The organism is Escherichia sp. GZ89 (assembly GCF_019366485.1).
Lineage (GTDB): Bacteria > Pseudomonadota > Gammaproteobacteria > Enterobacterales > Enterobacteriaceae > Escherichia > Escherichia fergusonii.
Genome location: NZ_JAEOHX010000003.1, coordinates 1 through 15,272, shown reverse-complemented (window position 1 = coordinate 15,272; position 15,272 = coordinate 1). Strand labels below are relative to the sequence as shown.

Here is a 15,272-nt window from a genome sequence, read left to right as displayed (position 1 = left end):
GTAGCAGATGGCTAAACAACCGGGATTAGATTTTCAAAGTGCCAAAGGTGGCTTAGGCGAGCTGAAACGCAGACTGCTGTTTGTTATCGGTGCGCTGATTGTGTTCCGTATTGGCTCTTTTATTCCGATCCCTGGTATTGATGCCGCTGTACTTGCCAAACTGCTTGAGCAACAGCGAGGCACCATCATTGAAATGTTTAACATGTTCTCTGGTGGTGCTCTCAGCCGTGCTTCTATCTTTGCTCTGGGGATCATGCCGTATATTTCGGCATCGATCATTATCCAGCTGCTGACGGTGGTTCACCCAACGTTGGCAGAAATTAAGAAAGAAGGGGAGTCTGGTCGTCGTAAGATCAGCCAGTACACCCGCTACGGTACTCTGGTGCTGGCAATATTCCAGTCGATCGGTATTGCTACCGGTCTGCCGAATATGCCTGGTATGCAAGGCCTGGTCATTAACCCGGGCTTTGCATTCTACTTCACCGCTGTTGTAAGTCTGGTCACAGGAACCATGTTCCTGATGTGGTTGGGCGAACAGATTACTGAACGAGGTATCGGCAACGGTATTTCAATCATTATCTTCGCCGGTATTGTCGCGGGACTCCCGCCAGCCATTGCCCATACTATCGAGCAAGCGCGTCAAGGCGACCTGCACTTCCTCGTGTTGCTGTTGGTTGCAGTATTAGTATTTGCAGTGACGTTCTTTGTTGTATTTGTTGAGCGTGGTCAACGCCGCATTGTGGTAAACTACGCAAAACGTCAGCAAGGTCGTCGTGTCTATGCTGCACAGAGCACACATTTACCGCTGAAAGTGAATATGGCGGGGGTAATCCCGGCAATCTTCGCTTCCAGTATTATTCTGTTCCCGGCTACCATCGCGTCATGGTTCGGGGGCGGTACTGGTTGGAACTGGCTGACAACAATTTCGCTGTATTTGCAGCCTGGGCAACCGCTTTATGTGTTACTCTATGCGTCTGCAATCATCTTCTTCTGTTTCTTCTACACGGCGTTGGTTTTCAACCCGCGTGAAACAGCAGATAACCTGAAGAAGTCCGGTGCATTTGTACCAGGAATTCGTCCGGGAGAGCAAACGGCGAAGTATATCGATAAAGTAATGACCCGCCTGACCCTGGTTGGAGCGCTGTACATTACCTTTATCTGCCTGATCCCGGAGTTCATGCGTGATGCAATGAAAGTACCGTTCTACTTCGGTGGGACCTCACTGCTTATCGTTGTTGTCGTGATTATGGACTTTATGGCTCAAGTGCAAACTCTGATGATGTCCAGTCAGTATGAGTCTGCATTGAAGAAGGCGAACCTGAAAGGCTACGGCCGATAATTGGTCGCCCGAGAAGTTACGGAGAGTAAAAATGAAAGTTCGTGCTTCCGTCAAGAAATTATGCCGTAACTGCAAAATCGTTAAGCGTGATGGTGTCATCCGTGTGATTTGCAGTGCCGAGCCGAAGCATAAACAGCGCCAAGGCTGATTTTTTCGCATATTTTTCTTGCAAAGTTGGGTTGAGCTGGCTAGATTAGCCAGCCAATCTTTTGTATGTCTGTGCGTTTCCATTTGAGTATCCTGAAAACGGGCTTTTCAGCATGGAACGTACATATTAAATAGTAGGAGTGCATAGTGGCCCGTATAGCAGGCATTAACATTCCTGATCATAAGCATGCCGTAATCGCATTAACTTCGATTTATGGCGTCGGCAAGACCCGTTCTAAAGCCATCCTGGCTGCAGCGGGTATCGCTGAAGATGTTAAGATCAGTGAGCTGTCTGAAGGACAAATCGACACGCTGCGTGACGAAGTTGCCAAATTTGTCGTTGAAGGTGATCTGCGCCGTGAAATCAGCATGAGCATCAAGCGCCTGATGGATCTTGGTTGCTATCGCGGTTTGCGTCATCGTCGTGGTCTCCCGGTTCGCGGTCAGCGTACCAAGACCAACGCACGTACCCGTAAGGGTCCGCGCAAACCGATCAAGAAATAATCGGGGTGATTGAATAATGGCAAAGGCACCAATTCGTGCACGTAAACGTGTAAGAAAACAAGTCTCTGACGGCGTGGCTCATATCCATGCTTCTTTCAACAACACCATCGTGACTATCACTGATCGTCAGGGTAACGCGTTGGGTTGGGCAACAGCCGGTGGTTCCGGTTTCCGTGGTTCTCGCAAATCCACTCCGTTTGCAGCTCAGGTTGCAGCAGAGCGTTGCGCTGACGCCGTGAAAGAATACGGCATCAAGAATCTGGAAGTTATGGTTAAAGGTCCGGGTCCAGGCCGCGAATCTACTATTCGTGCTCTGAACGCCGCAGGTTTCCGCATCACTAACATTACTGATGTGACTCCGATCCCTCATAACGGTTGTCGTCCGCCGAAAAAACGTCGCGTATAACGCCTCGTTTTCCAGGTTTGTTGGAGAAAGAAAATGGCAAGATATTTGGGTCCTAAGCTCAAGCTGAGCCGTCGTGAGGGCACCGACTTATTCCTTAAGTCTGGCGTTCGCGCGATCGATACCAAGTGTAAAATTGAACAAGCTCCTGGCCAGCACGGTGCGCGTAAACCGCGTCTGTCTGACTATGGTGTGCAGTTGCGTGAAAAGCAAAAAGTTCGCCGTATCTATGGTGTGCTGGAGCGTCAGTTCCGTAACTACTACAAAGAAGCAGCACGTCTGAAAGGCAACACCGGTGAAAACCTGTTGGCTCTGCTGGAAGGTCGTCTGGACAACGTTGTATACCGTATGGGCTTCGGTGCCACTCGTGCAGAAGCACGTCAGCTGGTTAGCCATAAAGCAATTATGGTAAACGGTCGTGTTGTTAACATCGCTTCTTATCAGGTTAGTCCGAATGACGTTGTAAGCATTCGTGAGAAAGCGAAGAAGCAGTCTCGCGTGAAAGCCGCTCTGGAGCTGGCTGAGCAGCGTGAAAAGCCAACCTGGCTGGAAGTTGATGCTGGCAAGATGGAAGGTACGTTTAAGCGTAAGCCGGAGCGTTCTGATCTGTCTGCGGACATTAACGAACACCTGATCGTCGAGCTTTACTCCAAGTAAAGCTTAGTACCAAAGAGAGGACACAATGCAGGGTTCTGTGACAGAGTTTCTAAAACCGCGCCTGGTTGATATCGAGCAAGTGAGTTCGACGCACGCCAAGGTGACCCTTGAGCCTTTAGAGCGTGGCTTTGGCCATACTCTGGGTAACGCACTGCGCCGTATTCTGCTCTCATCGATGCCGGGTTGCGCGGTGACCGAGGTTGAGATTGATGGTGTACTACATGAGTACAGCACCAAAGAAGGCGTTCAGGAAGATATCCTGGAAATCCTGCTCAACCTGAAAGGGCTGGCGGTGAGAGTTCAGGGCAAAGATGAAGTTATTCTTACCTTGAATAAATCTGGCATTGGCCCTGTGACTGCAGCCGATATCACCCACGACGGTGATGTCGAAATCGTCAAGCCGCAGCACGTGATCTGCCACCTGACCGATGAGAACGCGTCTATTAGCATGCGTATCAAAGTTCAGCGCGGTCGTGGTTATGTGCCGGCTTCTACCCGAATTCATTCGGAAGAAGATGAGCGCCCAATCGGCCGTCTGCTGGTCGACGCATGCTACAGCCCTGTGGAGCGTATTGCCTACAATGTTGAAGCAGCGCGTGTAGAACAGCGTACCGACCTGGACAAGCTGGTCATCGAAATGGAAACCAACGGCACAATCGATCCTGAAGAGGCGATTCGTCGTGCGGCAACCATTCTGGCTGAACAACTGGAAGCTTTCGTTGACTTACGTGATGTACGTCAGCCTGAAGTGAAAGAAGAGAAACCAGAGTTCGATCCGATCCTGCTGCGCCCTGTTGACGATCTGGAATTGACTGTCCGCTCTGCTAACTGCCTTAAAGCAGAAGCTATCCACTATATCGGTGATCTGGTACAGCGTACCGAGGTTGAGCTCCTTAAAACGCCTAACCTTGGTAAAAAATCTCTTACTGAGATTAAAGACGTGCTGGCTTCCCGTGGACTGTCTCTGGGCATGCGCCTGGAAAACTGGCCACCGGCAAGCATCGCTGACGAGTAACCGGATCACAGGTTAAGGTTTTACTGAGAAGGATAAGGTCATGCGCCATCGTAAGAGTGGTCGTCAACTGAACCGCAACAGCAGCCATCGCCAGGCTATGTTCCGCAATATGGCAGGTTCACTGGTTCGTCATGAAATCATCAAGACGACTCTGCCTAAAGCGAAAGAGCTGCGCCGCGTAGTTGAGCCGCTGATTACTCTTGCCAAGACTGATAGCGTTGCTAATCGTCGTCTGGCATTCGCCCGTACTCGTGATAACGAGATCGTGGCAAAACTGTTTAACGAACTGGGCCCGCGTTTCGCGAGCCGTGCCGGTGGTTACACTCGTATTCTGAAGTGTGGCTTCCGTGCAGGCGACAACGCGCCGATGGCTTACATCGAGCTGGTTGATCGTTCAGAGAAAGCAGAAGCTGCTGCAGAGTAATCTGAAGCAACGTAAAAAAACCCGCCCCGGCGGGTTTTTTTATACCCGTAGTATCCCCACTTATCTACAATAGCTGTACTCTTTTTGTTCATCCCCTGGAGTATTTATGTGGTTACTTGACCAGTGGGCAGAGCGTCATATTACTGAGGCACAATCCAAAGGTGAGTTTGATAACCTACCTGGTAGCGGCGAACCATTAATCCTGGATGATGATTCCCACGTGCCACCAGAATTACGTGCGGGGTATCGCTTGTTGAAGAATGCTGGTTGCTTACCGCCAGAACTTGAGCAACGGAGGGAAGCAATTCATCTTATGGATATCCTCGAAGGTATCCGTCACGATGATCCGCAATATCAAGAGATTAGTCGTCGATTGTCATTACTGGAGTTAAAGCTGCGACAAGCAGGATTGAGTACCGATTTTTTACGCGGCGATTATGCTGACAAGTTGTTGAATAAAATCAACGATAACTAGTGGAGTATGTATGTATCGCATTGGTGAGCTGGCAAAAATGGCGGAAGTAACACCCGACACGATTCGTTATTACGAAAAGCAGCAGATGATGGAGCATGAAGTACGCACCGAAGGTGGGTTTCGCCTGTATACCGAAAGCGATCTCCAGCGATTGAAATTTATCCGCCATGCCAGACAACTTGGTTTCAGTCTGGAGTCGATCCGCGAGTTGCTGTCGATCCGTATCGATCCTGAGCACCATACCTGTCAGGAGTCAAAAGGCATTGTGCAGGAAAGATTACAGGAAGTGGAAGCACGGATAGCCGAGTTGCAGAGTATGCAGCGTTCCTTGCAACGCCTTAACGATGCCTGCTGTGGGACCGCCCATAGCAGTGTTTATTGCTCGATTCTTGAAGCCCTTGAACAAGGGGCGAGTGGCGTTAAGAGTGGTTGTTGATTTTTTGCACTGGCGGGATTACACTCGCGCCGTTAAATAACCAACTGGAGTTTTTATGAGCCGATATCAGCATACTAAAGGACAGATAAAAGATAATTCGATAGAAGCATTGCTACATGATCCTTTATTCCGACAGCGTGTAGAGAAAAATAAGAAGGGGAAAGGTAGTTACATGCGAAAAGGAAAACATGGCAATCGGGGAAACTGGGAGGCCAGTGGCAAGAAAGTAAATCACTTTTTTACCACTGGCCTTCTGCTTTCAGGGGCTTTTTAAGAGCGATTATTCTGCTCTTTTAGCAAATCACGGATCTCGGTCAGTAAAACTTCTTCTTTGGTTGGCGCTGGCGCGGCTGCCGGTTCTTCTTTCTTACGATTCAGTTTGTTGATTAGCTTAATTGCCATAAAGATGGCAAAGGCAACAATCAGAAAATCAAATACGTTTTGAATGAAGACACCGTAATGCATGACGACAGCGGGGATATCCCCTTGCGCATCGCGTAGCGTGACAGCAAACTGTTTAAAGTCGATCCCACCAATTAATAAACCCAGCGGCGGCATGATGATATCTGCAACCAGTGAAGAGACAATCTTACCGAAGGCCGCACCGATAATGACACCCACTGCCAAATCCACCACATTTCCGCGCATTGCAAATTCGCGAAATTCTTTAATAATGCTCATGTTATTCTCCCTATAAAGCCGACAATCATAAGTCTAACAAATGTTAAGCTATTTTCCTGCCGGGAATGAATTTAATTAATCCTTGAAAAGAAAAGGGAAATAATAAGGCGCCAGAAGACGCCTTATTAATTACAAGAAGAAAGGACTTGGCTGGAAGAGACGTTCGACGTCGGTAATAAACTTTTTGTCCGTCAGGAACATAATTACATGATCGCCTTGCTCAATACGCAGATTGTCATTGGCAATCATCACATCATTGCCGCGTACTACAGCACCAATAATCGTTCCTGGTGGTAGCTTGATTTCATCAATGACTCTGCCCACAACGCGTGAGGTGCTTTCATCACCGTGAGCAACAGCTTCAATAGCTTCTGCAACACCGCGGCGCAATGAGGAAACACCAACAATATCGGCTTTTCGCACGTGACTAAGCAACGCAGAGATGGTCGCTTGTTGCGGTGAAATTGCAATATCGATCACGCTCCCCTGAACCAGATCCACATAAGCGCGACGCTGGATCAATACCATCACCTTTTTCGCACCCATACGTTTGGCAAGCATGGCGGACATGATATTGGCTTCGTCATCGTTGGTGACGGCAATAAACAGATCAACTTGATCGATATGTTCTTCGGCCAGCAGTTCTTGATCCGACGCATCACCAAAAAAGACGATCGTATTCTGCAACTTTTCCGCCAGTTCGGCAGCGCGCTGCTGATTACGTTCGATGAGTTTAACGCTGTAATCTTTTTCCAGACGACGCGCCAGCCCTGCACCGATATTACCACCACCAACCAGCATGATCCGCTTATACGGTTTTTCCAGTCGCTGTAATTCACTCATCACCGCGCGGATATGCTGTGAAGCGGCAATAAAGAACACTTCATCACCCGCTTCAACAATGGTCGAACCTTGCGGACGAATGGGGCGATCGTGGCGGAAAATTGCTGCCACACGAGTATCGATATGTGGCATATGTTCGCGCATGGTCGAAAGTGCATTACCAATCAGCGGGCCGCCATAATAGGCTTTAACCACAGCCAGGCTGACTTTACCCTCCGCGAAGTTCACCACCTGCAATGCGCCGGGATACTCAATCAGTCGGTAAATATTATCGATAACCAACTGCTCTGGTGCGATCAGATGATCAATCGGCACAGCATCTGAATGAAATAGCTTATCGGCATCGCGCACGTAGTCTGGTGAGCGGATACGAGCGATGCGATTAGGGGTGTTGAAAAGTGAGTAGGCTACCTGGCAGGCAACCATATTGGTTTCATCTGAACTGGTTACAGCAACCAGCATATCGGCGTCGTCGGCACCTGCCTCCCGCAATACGCGTGGATGAGAGCCATGCCCCTGCACGACCCGCAGGTCAAATTTATCCTGCAAGGTCCGCAGACGCTCACCGTTGGTATCGACAACAGTAATATCGTTGTTCTCGCCAACCAGGTTTTCCGCCAGTGTGCCGCCAACCTGGCCGGCACCCAGAATGATAATTTTCATCAGTCGCGACCCGTTATCTCATCACTTTTTGATTAGCTTAGCGTAAAAGAAGCCGTCGCCCTCTTCGGCACCAGGCAGATTTTGTTTACCCGGTTGCTCTGGTGTTCCTGTTTCGCAAAGTTCGGCATCAGCGGTACGTTGCAAAAAGGCTTTAATCTGCAGGCTATTCTCTTCCGGTAACACCGAACAGGTGGCATAGATCAGGATTCCACCGGATTTTAAATGCGGCCAAATGGCGTCGAGAATTTCAGACTGCAATTGCGCGAGTTCCGGGATATCGCGATCGCGACGTAACCATTTAATATCCGGATGGCGACGAATCACACCGGTTGCTGAACAAGGCGCATCTAATAAAATGCGATCAAACTGTTGCTCGCCACACCATTGGGAAGGGTAGCGGCCATCACCTTGTTTCACGGTCGCCTTCATACCAAGGCGTTTTAAATTGTCGTAAACGCGAGAGAGGCGCTGTTCGTCAATATCAACCGCAACAACCTGCGCTTCTGGCGCCACCTCAAGGATATGCGTTGTTTTACCGCCGGGGGCAGCGCAAAGATCCAGAATGTGTTCACCGTTTTGTGGCGCAAGCCAGGCCATGCAACCTTGTGCTGATGCATCCTGAACGGTAACCCATCCTTCTTCAAAACCTGGTAGCCCATGAACAGGTGCAGGTGTTTCCAGCCGTACAGCATCAGGGTAATCCGCATGCGGGAAACCTTTCATTCCTGCTTCATCCAGCAATGCAAGCCAGCTGTCGCGGGAATGATGCGTACGATTAACGCGCAGCCACATTGGCGGACGCTGGTTATTGGCTTCAATGATGGATTGCCATTGCTCTGGATACGCTTTTTGCAGACGCTTCAGCAACCAGGAAGGATGCAGATAACGTGCATCACTGGCATTAAACTCGGCTAATAACTCTTCTTGCTGACGCTGGAACTGGCGTAATACGCCGTTAATCAACCCTTTAAGTTGCGGACGCTTAATTGCGACAGCACCTTCAACCGTTTCAGCCAGCGCAGCATGAGGTGGAATGCGGGTATAAAGCAGTTGATACAAACCAACCATAATCAGGTAATGCACAGTGCGCTGTTTGCCGGTCATCGGACGGGCCATTAACTTATTAATCAGCCAGTCTAACTGTGAAAGCGTACGCAGTACGCCAAAGCACAACTCTTGAAGAAGTGCTTTGTCTTTATCGGAAACTTTTTGCTGGAGCGGTGGCAGAATGTTGCTTAATGATTGCCCTTGCTCGACGACTTGTTCAACGGCCTGTGCCGCCATGCTACGTAAATTACGTTGTTTTTTCATAAGTATAAAAATGCCCGGCAAGACCGGGCTTAGAAGAGTGGACTATCAGACCAGACGGTTGCCCGGAACAAACCATTCCCGACGAGAATTCAGGAGGTCTTGCGCGCTCATCGCTTTCTTACCCGCAGGTTGTAACGAGAGCAGGTTCAGGATGCCACCACCAGTCGCAACCTGAATGCCTTGTTTATTGGCTTCAAGGATCGTTCCTGGTGCAGCGTTGGTTGCCGTATCAATGACCGACGCTTTCCAGACTTTAACCGGCTGTCCTTCAATTTCCAGCCAGCTCATTGGCCATGGATTGAAAGCGCGAATGCAGCGTTCAAGCTGCGCTGCCGAAAGCGACCAGTCAATACGCGCTTCTTCTTTACTCAACTTTTCGGCGTAAGTGACAAGAGTTTCGTCCTGAACTTCTGGTTTCGCCGTGCCGTCTGCCAGTTGTTTCAATGTGGTGATAAGCCCTTGTGGGCCAAGCTCTGCCAGCTTGTCGTACAGCGTACCACTGGTATCTTCTGCAGTAATCGGGCAGGAGAGCTTATAGAGCATGTCACCGGTGTCTAAACCAACATCCATTTGCATAATGGTCACACCAGTTTCTGCATCACCCGCCCATAGTGAGCGTTGGATTGGTGCAGCACCGCGCCAGCGTGGCAGCAGTGAACCATGAACGTTGATACAGCCAAGACGCGGCATCTCCAGCACAGCTTTCGGCAGAATTAAACCATAGGCGACGACGACCATAACATCAGCCTGCAGGTCGGCGACCAGTTGCTGGTTTTCTTGTGGACGCAGGGAAACAGGTTGAAAAACGGGCAGACCTTTTTCCTCAGCCAGAACTTTAACCGGGCTGGGCATCAGTTTTTTACCGCGTCCTGCCGGTCGGTCTGGCTGGGTGAACACGCCAACGACGTTATGACCAGAAGACAACAGCGCGTCGAGATGACGCGCTGCAAAGTCAGGTGTACCCGCAAAAATAATACGTAGTGATTCTGACACGTTAATTCTTATCCTTAAGCCCGGGCTTTCAGACGATCCAGTTTTTCAACTTTCTGACGAATACGTTGTTGTTTCAGCGGTGACAGATAATCCATAAACAGTTTGCCGACCAGGTGATCCATCTCATGCTGAATACAGATGGCTAACAGACCGTCTGCTTCCAGTTCAAATGGTTTACCGTCGCGGTCCAGGGCGCGAATTTTAACTTTCTCTGCGCGTGGCACTAAAGCACGTTGTTCAGGGATCGACAGGCAACCTTCTTCAATGCCTGTTTCGCCGCTTTTTTCTAAAAGCTCCGGATTGATTAACACCAGCCGTTCGTCACGGTTTTCCGAAACATCAATAACAATGATACGTTGATGGATATCAACCTGGGTTGCCGCCAGGCCAATACCTTCTTCTGCGTACATCGTCTCGAACATATCATCGACGATACGCTGAATTTCTGCATTCACTTCTTCTACCGGTTTAGCAACTTTGCGAAGCCGCTCGTCCGGAATATGTAACACTTGCAAAACTGACATAAATCTCCAGAGATGTGTTCAGGAGTTAGAAAGATTATTTCTTCTATTCTAGACAAATCCCCCTCTGATTGACAGCATCACTGACCAATCGCAAAGATTGCTAAGACTGCTTATGGCAGGGAGATAAGGATGGTCGATACAGAAATTTGGCTGCGTTTAATGAGCGTCAGCAGCTTGTACGGCGATGATATGGTCCGTATAGCTCACTGGCTGGCAAAACAGTCGCATATTGATGCGGTTGTATTGCAGCAAACAGGGCTTACATTGCGGCAGGCACAACGCTTTCTTTCATTTCCGCCAAAGAGTATTGAGAGCTCACTTTGTTGGTTGAATCAACCAAACCATCATTTAATCTCAGCGGATAGTGAATTTTATCCTTCCCAACTTCTGGCGACAGCAGATTACCCCGGTGCGCTGTTTGTTGCTGGAGAACTGCGCGCATTGCATTCATTTCAGCTTGCTGTAGTGGGGAGTCGGGCGCATTCATGGTATGGCGAACGCTGGGGACGATTATTTTGCGAAACTCTGGCGACGCGTGGAGTGACAATTACGAGTGGACTGGCGCGAGGAATCGATGGTGTGGCGCATAAAGCGGCCTTGCAGGTGAATGGCGTCAGCATTGCTGTATTGGGGAATGGACTTAATACCATTCATCCCCGCCGCCATGCCCGGCTGGCTACCAGTCTGCTTGAACATGGCGGAGCTCTCGTCTCGGAATTTCCCCTCGATGTTCCACCTCTTGCTTACAATTTCCCGCGAAGAAATCGCATTATCAGTGGTCTAAGTAAAGGTGTACTTGTGGTGGAAGCTGCTTTGCGCAGTGGTTCGCTGGTGACAGCGCGTTGTGCGCTTGAACAGGGGCGAGAAGTTTTTGCCTTGCCAGGTCCAATAGGGAATCCGGGAAGCGAAGGGCCTCACTGGTTAATAAAACAAGGTGCGATTCTTGTGACGGAACCGGAAGAAATTCTGGAAAACTTGCAATTTGGATTGCACTGGTTGCCAGACGCGCCTGAAAATTCATTTTATTCACCAGATCAGGAAGACGTGGCATTGCCATTTCCTGAGCTCCTGGCTAACGTAGGAGATGAGGTAACACCTGTTGACGTCGTCGCTGAACGTGCCGGCCAACCTGTGCCAGAGGTAGTTACTCAACTACTCGAACTGGAGTTAGCAGGATGGATCGCAGCTGTACCCGGCGGCTATGTCCGATTGAGGAGGGCATGCCATGTTCGACGTACTAATGTATTTGTTTGAAACCTATATTCACACAGAAGCTGAGTTGCGTGTGGATCAAGACAAACTTGAACAGGATCTTACCGACGCAGGATTTGATCGAGAAGATATCTACAATGCCCTGCTTTGGCTGGAAAAGCTTGCGGATTATCAGGAAGGACTGGCAGAACCGATGCAACTGGCCTCTGATCCACTCTCCATGCGTATTTATACCCCTGAAGAGTGTGAAAGACTGGATGCCAGCTGTCGTGGTTTTCTGCTTTTCCTTGAGCAAATTCAAGTGATTAACCTTGAAACCCGTGAAATGGTGATAGAGCGAGTGCTCGCGCTGGATACCGCTGAGTTCGACCTGGAAGACCTGAAATGGGTAATCCTGATGGTGTTGTTCAATATTCCGGGCTGCGAAAATGCGTACCAGCAAATGGAAGAATTACTCTTTGAAGTGAATGAAGGTATGCTGCATTAATCATTTCTTTAATTCAGCATAAGTTGTTATGGCGAAATCAGCACTGTTCACGGTGCGTAATAATGAGTCCTGCCCAAAGTGCGGGGCTGAACTGGTTATTCGATCCGGGAAACACGGTCCGTTTCTTGGATGCTCACAGTATCCGGCGTGTGACTACGTCCGTCCTCTGAAATCTTCAGCGGATGGACATATCGTCAAAGTTCTGGAGGGACAGATTTGCCCTGCATGCGGCGCAAATCTGGTCTTACGCCAGGGGCGCTTTGGTATGTTTGTTGGTTGCAGTAAGTATCCTGAATGCGAACATACCGAACTTATCGATAAACCGGACGAAACAGCAATTACCTGTCCTCAATGTCGGACGGGCCATCTGGTCCAGCGCCGCTCCCGTTATGGCAAAACATTTCATTCCTGTGATCGCTACCCGGAGTGTCAATTTGCCATTAACTTCAAACCTATAGCCGGAGAATGCCCGGAGTGTCATTATCCGCTACTCATCGAAAAGAAAACCGCGCAGGGTGTAAAACACTTTTGTGCCAGTAAACAATGTGGAAAGCCGGTTTCGGCGGAATAATAACGTGAATAATAACCTGCAAGGAGACGCTATCGCAGCTGCGATAGATGTCCTCAATGAAGAACGTGTCATCGCCTATCCCACGGAAGCCGTTTTCGGTGTCGGGTGCGATCCTGATAGCGAAACAGCAGTGATGAGACTGTTGGAACTAAAACAGCGTCCGGTTGATAAGGGGCTGATTTTAATCGCGGCAAATTACGAGCAGCTTAAACCCTATATTGATGACTGCATGCTGACTGATGCGCAGCGTGAAACCATTTTTTCTCGCTGGCCAGGTCCCGTCACCTTTGTCTTTCCCGCGCCTGCGACAACACCGCGCTGGTTGACAGGCCGCTTTGATTCGCTTGCTGTACGAGTCACCGACCATCCGTTGGTGGTTGCTTTGTGCCAGGCTTATGGTAAACCGCTGGTTTCTACCAGTGCCAACTTGAGTGGATTGCCGCCTTGTCGAACAGTAGACGAAGTTCGCGCACAATTTGGCGCAGCGTTCCCGGTTGTGCCTGGTGAAACGGGAGGGCGTTTAAATCCTTCAGAAATCCGCGATGCCCTGACGGGTGAACTGTTTCGACAGGGGTAACATAATGGAAAACTATGCTGTTTTTGGTAATCCAATAGCCCACAGCAAATCGCCATTCATTCATCAGCAATTTGCTCAGCAATTGAATATTGAACATCCCTATGGGCGCGTGCTGGCACCTATCAATGATTTCATTAACACACTGAACGCTTTCTTTAGTGCTGGTGGTAAAGGAGCGAATGTGACGGTGCCTTTTAAAGAAGAGGCCTTTGCCAGAGCTGATGAACTTACTGAACGGGCAGCGTTGGCTGGTGCTGTTAATACCCTCAAGCGGTTAGAAGATGGACGCCTGCTGGGTGACAATACCGATGGCGTAGGCTTGTTAAGCGATCTGGAACGTCTGTCTTTTATCCGCCCTGGTTTACGTATTCTACTCATCGGCGCTGGTGGGGCGTCTCGTGGTGTATTACTTCCACTCCTTTCTCTGGACTGCGCGGTGACAATCACTAATCGGACGGTATCCCGCGCGGAAGAGTTGGCTAAATTGTTTGCGCACACGGGCAGTATTCAGGCGTTGGGTATGGACGAACTGGAGGGGCATGAGTTCGATCTCATTATTAATGCAACATCCAGTGGCATCAGTGGTGATATTCCCGCGATCCCGGCATCGCTCATTCATTCAGGCATGTGTTGCTATGACATGTTCTATCAGAAAGGAAAAACACCTTTTCTGGCATGGTGTGAGCTGCGAGGTTCAAAGCGTAATGCGGATGGATTGGGGATGCTGGTGGCACAGGCGGCTCATGCCTTTCTTCTCTGGCACGGTGTTCTGCCTGACATAGAACCAGTTATAAAGCAATTGCAGGAGGAGTTGTCCGCGTGAATCAGGCCATCCAGTTTCCGGATAGGGAAGAGTGGAACGAGAGTAAAAAATGCGTTTGTTTTCCCGCTCTTGTAAATGGTATGCAGCTCACTTGCGCTATTACTGGAGAGAGTCTGGCGAACCGCTTTGCAGAAGATACGCCAGAACAGTGGTTAGCGAGTTTTCGTCAGCATCGCTGGGACCTGGAAGAAGAAGCAGAAAGCTTGATTCAGGATCAAAGCGAAGATGATCAAGGTTGGGTTTGGTTACCCTGATCCAGATACTCGTCCTTCCATTTCACGTAGTTATTCGCGGAATAGCGTAACCCGGCCTTCTCTTCATCACTTAACGGGCGGATCTGTTTGACGGGGCTACCGAGATACAGATATCCGCTCTCCAGCCGTTTATTTTGTGGGACCAGGCTACCCGCACCAATCATCACATCATCTTCTACTATTGCACCATCAAGTAAAATTGATGCCATCCCAACCAACACTCGATTGCCAATGGTGCAGCCGTGGAGCATCACCTTATGACCAACAGTGACATCTTCGCCAATGGTTAATGGGTTGCCATCTGGGTTGTATGAGGACTTATGGGTGACATGCAACATACTGCCATCCTGGATATTGGTGCGTGCTCCAATCTGTACATAATGTACATCACCACGAATCACAACGAGTGGCCAGATCCCCACATCATCAGCCAAACGAACGTCACCGATCACTACACTACTATCGTCGATCATTACGCGCTGACCGATTTGTGGAAAAAGATCGCGGTATGGGCGTAAAACATCAGACATACTTACCTCAACAATAAATGATTTACTAATGACTTTGGGTGCATTATTGGCCTTGTGCAAGTCTTTTAGTATGCAAAAAAGCACCGTTTTGTGTGCGAATGCAGCAAAAAGGGTGAAAAAACAACAAACAGAAAAAAAGATCAAAAAAGTACTTGTGCAAAAAAATGGGATCCCTATAATGCGCCTCCGTTGAGACGACAATGTGAAACACTTCACAAGATGGTCGGAACAACGAAGAGAAAAAATCCTGAAATTCAGGGTTGACTCTGAAAGAGGAAAGCGTAATATACGCCACCTCGCGACAGTGAGCTGAAAGCCGCGTCGCAACTGCTCTTTAACAATTTATCAGACAATCTGTGTGGGCACTCGAAGATACGGATTCTTAACGTCGCAAGACGAAAAA

22 protein-coding genes are annotated in these 15,272 nt (G+C 49.2%); 16 read left to right on the top strand and 6 right to left on the bottom strand.

What is annotated here, in order from left to right; translation table 11 throughout:
• Positions 1 to 7: 7 nt before the first annotated feature.
• The 10 genes from secY to arfA all read left to right on the top strand — a co-directional run bounded on the left by secY (position 8) and on the right by arfA (position 5,674).
• Complete coding sequence (gene secY, locus K0335_RS06450) at positions 8 to 1,339, top strand: preprotein translocase subunit SecY (protein ID WP_001118861.1); 1,332 nt, start codon at positions 8 to 10, stop codon at positions 1,337 to 1,339.
• 31 nt (positions 1,340 to 1,370) lie between these two features.
• Positions 1,371 to 1,487 (top strand): 50S ribosomal protein L36, encoded by a 117-nt coding sequence (rpmJ, locus tag K0335_RS06445; protein ID WP_000868187.1) that lies wholly within the window; start codon positions 1,371 to 1,373, stop codon positions 1,485 to 1,487.
• Between the two features lie 146 nt (positions 1,488 to 1,633).
• Positions 1,634 to 1,990 (top strand): 30S ribosomal protein S13, encoded by a 357-nt coding sequence (gene rpsM / locus K0335_RS06440; protein WP_000090775.1) that lies wholly within the window; start codon positions 1,634 to 1,636, stop codon positions 1,988 to 1,990.
• A 16-nt stretch (positions 1,991 to 2,006) separates the two neighbouring features.
• Entirely contained in the window at positions 2,007 to 2,396 is a 390-nt protein-coding gene (gene rpsK, locus K0335_RS06435) for a 30S ribosomal protein S11 (RefSeq protein WP_001029684.1), read from the top strand.
• Between the two features lie 33 nt (positions 2,397 to 2,429).
• The gene (rpsD, locus tag K0335_RS06430) at positions 2,430 to 3,050 is read left to right on the top strand and encodes a 30S ribosomal protein S4 (protein WP_000135224.1); all 621 of its coding nucleotides are present in this window, start codon (positions 2,430 to 2,432) and stop codon (positions 3,048 to 3,050) included.
• Positions 3,051 to 3,075: 25 nt separating this feature from the next.
• Positions 3,076 to 4,065, top strand: a complete 990-nt coding sequence (locus K0335_RS06425; RefSeq protein WP_001162094.1) for a DNA-directed RNA polymerase subunit alpha — start codon at positions 3,076 to 3,078, stop codon at positions 4,063 to 4,065.
• A 40-nt stretch (positions 4,066 to 4,105) separates the two neighbouring features.
• Entirely contained in the window at positions 4,106 to 4,489 is a 384-nt protein-coding gene (gene rplQ / locus K0335_RS06420) for a 50S ribosomal protein L17 (protein ID WP_001216368.1), read from the top strand.
• 106 nt (positions 4,490 to 4,595) lie between these two features.
• The gene (locus tag K0335_RS06415) at positions 4,596 to 4,964 is read left to right on the top strand and encodes a DUF1992 domain-containing protein (RefSeq protein ID WP_000266527.1); all 369 of its coding nucleotides are present in this window, start codon (positions 4,596 to 4,598) and stop codon (positions 4,962 to 4,964) included.
• Between the two features lie 10 nt (positions 4,965 to 4,974).
• On the top strand, positions 4,975 to 5,400 hold the full coding sequence (zntR, locus tag K0335_RS06410) for a Zn(2+)-responsive transcriptional regulator (protein WP_000285607.1): 426 nt from the start codon (positions 4,975 to 4,977) through the stop codon (positions 5,398 to 5,400).
• Positions 5,401 to 5,455: 55 nt separating this feature from the next.
• Positions 5,456 to 5,674 carry an alternative ribosome-rescue factor ArfA gene (gene arfA, locus K0335_RS06405; protein ID WP_000092708.1) on the top strand — a complete coding sequence of 73 codons (219 nt, stop codon included), beginning with the start codon at positions 5,456 to 5,458 and terminating at the stop codon, positions 5,672 to 5,674.
• On the opposite strand, the gene mscL is transcribed toward arfA, so the two are convergent.
• The 5 genes from mscL to def form a co-directional block, all read right to left on the bottom strand.
• The gene (gene mscL, locus K0335_RS06400) at positions 5,671 to 6,081 is read right to left on the bottom strand and encodes a large-conductance mechanosensitive channel protein MscL (protein WP_000022442.1); all 411 of its coding nucleotides are present in this window, start codon (positions 6,079 to 6,081) and stop codon (positions 5,671 to 5,673) included. The genes arfA and mscL overlap by 4 nt on opposite strands.
• A gap of 129 nt (positions 6,082 to 6,210) precedes the next feature.
• Positions 6,211 to 7,587 (bottom strand): Trk system potassium transporter TrkA, encoded by a 1,377-nt coding sequence (gene trkA / locus K0335_RS06395; RefSeq protein ID WP_000691382.1) that lies wholly within the window; start codon positions 7,585 to 7,587, stop codon positions 6,211 to 6,213.
• 21 nt (positions 7,588 to 7,608) lie between these two features.
• Positions 7,609 to 8,898, bottom strand: a complete 1,290-nt coding sequence (gene rsmB / locus K0335_RS06390; RefSeq protein ID WP_104920385.1) for a 16S rRNA (cytosine(967)-C(5))-methyltransferase RsmB — start codon at positions 8,896 to 8,898, stop codon at positions 7,609 to 7,611.
• Positions 8,899 to 8,943: 45 nt separating this feature from the next.
• Positions 8,944 to 9,891 (bottom strand): methionyl-tRNA formyltransferase, encoded by a 948-nt coding sequence (gene fmt, locus K0335_RS06385; protein ID WP_000004455.1) that lies wholly within the window; start codon positions 9,889 to 9,891, stop codon positions 8,944 to 8,946.
• Positions 9,892 to 9,905: 14 nt separating this feature from the next.
• Complete coding sequence (gene def / locus K0335_RS06380) at positions 9,906 to 10,415, bottom strand: peptide deformylase (RefSeq protein ID WP_000114984.1); 510 nt, start codon at positions 10,413 to 10,415, stop codon at positions 9,906 to 9,908.
• 129 nt (positions 10,416 to 10,544) lie between these two features.
• On the opposite strand from def, the gene dprA reads away from it, so the two are divergent.
• From dprA to K0335_RS06350, 6 genes are read left to right on the top strand one after another with little or no spacing between them, the layout of a single operon-like run.
• Positions 10,545 to 11,669 (top strand): DNA-protecting protein DprA, encoded by a 1,125-nt coding sequence (gene dprA, locus K0335_RS06375; protein ID WP_000228564.1) that lies wholly within the window; start codon positions 10,545 to 10,547, stop codon positions 11,667 to 11,669.
• A complete protein-coding gene (smg, locus tag K0335_RS06370) occupies positions 11,641 to 12,114 on the top strand; it encodes a DUF494 family protein Smg (protein ID WP_000460668.1) in 474 nt (157 codons plus the stop codon). The genes dprA and smg overlap by 29 nt, the downstream gene beginning before the upstream one ends.
• A gap of 28 nt (positions 12,115 to 12,142) precedes the next feature.
• Positions 12,143 to 12,685 carry a type I DNA topoisomerase gene (locus K0335_RS06365; protein ID WP_001129717.1) on the top strand — a complete coding sequence of 181 codons (543 nt, stop codon included), beginning with the start codon at positions 12,143 to 12,145 and terminating at the stop codon, positions 12,683 to 12,685.
• 4 nt (positions 12,686 to 12,689) lie between these two features.
• Positions 12,690 to 13,262, top strand: a complete 573-nt coding sequence (gene tsaC / locus K0335_RS06360; protein WP_001353637.1) for an L-threonylcarbamoyladenylate synthase type 1 TsaC — start codon at positions 12,690 to 12,692, stop codon at positions 13,260 to 13,262.
• 4 nt (positions 13,263 to 13,266) lie between these two features.
• Positions 13,267 to 14,085, top strand: a complete 819-nt coding sequence (gene aroE, locus K0335_RS06355; protein WP_000432883.1) for a shikimate dehydrogenase — start codon at positions 13,267 to 13,269, stop codon at positions 14,083 to 14,085.
• Entirely contained in the window at positions 14,082 to 14,339 is a 258-nt protein-coding gene (locus K0335_RS06350) for a DUF1488 domain-containing protein (protein WP_001070582.1), read from the top strand. The genes aroE and K0335_RS06350 overlap by 4 nt, the downstream gene beginning before the upstream one ends.
• Here K0335_RS06350 and K0335_RS06345 read toward each other — a convergent pair.
• Entirely contained in the window at positions 14,315 to 14,869 is a 555-nt protein-coding gene (locus tag K0335_RS06345) for a gamma carbonic anhydrase family protein (RefSeq protein ID WP_001286209.1), read from the bottom strand. The two genes, K0335_RS06350 and K0335_RS06345, sit on opposite strands and share 25 nt — an antisense overlap.
• Between the last annotated feature and the right edge of the window lie 403 nt (positions 14,870 to 15,272).

Bases quoted from the DNA above. Each gene is read 5' to 3' on its own strand.
- K0335_RS06365 (WP_001129717.1), top strand. From the start codon at position 12,143: ATGGCGAAATCAGCACTGTTCACGGTGCGTAATAATGAGTCCTGCCCA.
- aroE (WP_000432883.1), top strand. From the start codon at position 13,267: ATGGAAAACTATGCTGTTTTTGGTAATCCAATAGCCCACAGCAAATCG.
- zntR (WP_000285607.1), top strand. From the start codon at position 4,975: ATGTATCGCATTGGTGAGCTGGCAAAAATGGCGGAAGTAACACCCGAC.
- K0335_RS06345 (WP_001286209.1), bottom strand. From the start codon at position 14,869: ATGTCTGATGTTTTACGCCCATACCGCGATCTTTTTCCACAAATCGGT.
- smg (WP_000460668.1), top strand. From the start codon at position 11,641: ATGTTCGACGTACTAATGTATTTGTTTGAAACCTATATTCACACAGAA.
- rsmB (WP_104920385.1), bottom strand. From the start codon at position 8,898: ATGAAAAAACAACGTAATTTACGTAGCATGGCGGCACAGGCCGTTGAA.
- secY (WP_001118861.1), top strand. From the start codon at position 8: ATGGCTAAACAACCGGGATTAGATTTTCAAAGTGCCAAAGGTGGCTTA.
- def (WP_000114984.1), bottom strand. From the start codon at position 10,415: ATGTCAGTTTTGCAAGTGTTACATATTCCGGACGAGCGGCTTCGCAAA.
- rpmJ (WP_000868187.1), top strand. From the start codon at position 1,371: ATGAAAGTTCGTGCTTCCGTCAAGAAATTATGCCGTAACTGCAAAATC.
- K0335_RS06425 (WP_001162094.1), top strand. From the start codon at position 3,076: ATGCAGGGTTCTGTGACAGAGTTTCTAAAACCGCGCCTGGTTGATATC.
- K0335_RS06415 (WP_000266527.1), top strand. From the start codon at position 4,596: ATGTGGTTACTTGACCAGTGGGCAGAGCGTCATATTACTGAGGCACAA.
- dprA (WP_000228564.1), top strand. From the start codon at position 10,545: ATGGTCGATACAGAAATTTGGCTGCGTTTAATGAGCGTCAGCAGCTTG.
- rpsD (WP_000135224.1), top strand. From the start codon at position 2,430: ATGGCAAGATATTTGGGTCCTAAGCTCAAGCTGAGCCGTCGTGAGGGC.
- arfA (WP_000092708.1), top strand. From the start codon at position 5,456: ATGAGCCGATATCAGCATACTAAAGGACAGATAAAAGATAATTCGATA.
- trkA (WP_000691382.1), bottom strand. From the start codon at position 7,587: ATGAAAATTATCATTCTGGGTGCCGGCCAGGTTGGCGGCACACTGGCG.
- rpsK (WP_001029684.1), top strand. From the start codon at position 2,007: ATGGCAAAGGCACCAATTCGTGCACGTAAACGTGTAAGAAAACAAGTC.
- mscL (WP_000022442.1), bottom strand. From the start codon at position 6,081: ATGAGCATTATTAAAGAATTTCGCGAATTTGCAATGCGCGGAAATGTG.
- rplQ (WP_001216368.1), top strand. From the start codon at position 4,106: ATGCGCCATCGTAAGAGTGGTCGTCAACTGAACCGCAACAGCAGCCAT.